Below are 329 nucleotides of genomic sequence, written 5' to 3'. Positions count from 1 at the left end.
CCTTCATTGAAAACGGCGGACATCGGCGTCGCTATGGGAATCACGGGGACGGACGGTGCCAAAGGTGCGGCGGACAGGGTCTTGACCGATGAGAATTTTGCGGTCAATTAAGATATGCGTCGGATCCGCGAGCATTTCTGTGAGTGGCGCTTTCGGTACAATAATTGTTTTTCCGTTTTTTTCATATAATTTCGACATCATTTTTCGATCCGAATCAAACGGCAACTCATCTATCCTCTTAAAGTCTTTTTCTAATTTTTCTTGCGAAGCATTGACATCCTCGCCCATCTGCACGAGGGCTATCTCTGTCGGGTCGCCTATTTCAAGCG

Annotated in this window: 1 protein-coding gene; it reads right to left on the bottom strand. The window is 47.4% G+C overall.

Annotation, left to right across the window (positions count from 1 at the left end; translation table 11 throughout):
- Positions 1 to 3: 3 nt before the first annotated feature.
- Positions 4 to 329 (bottom strand): hypothetical protein (locus tag ACYVTD_RS18640; RefSeq protein WP_461249073.1); only part of this gene is annotated, 326 nt, incomplete at its 5' end.

Source organism: Treponema sp. R6D11 (genome assembly GCF_054786075.1).
The sequence above is the reverse complement of the archived record's forward strand: the minus strand, read 5'-3'. Positions and strand labels throughout refer to the sequence as shown.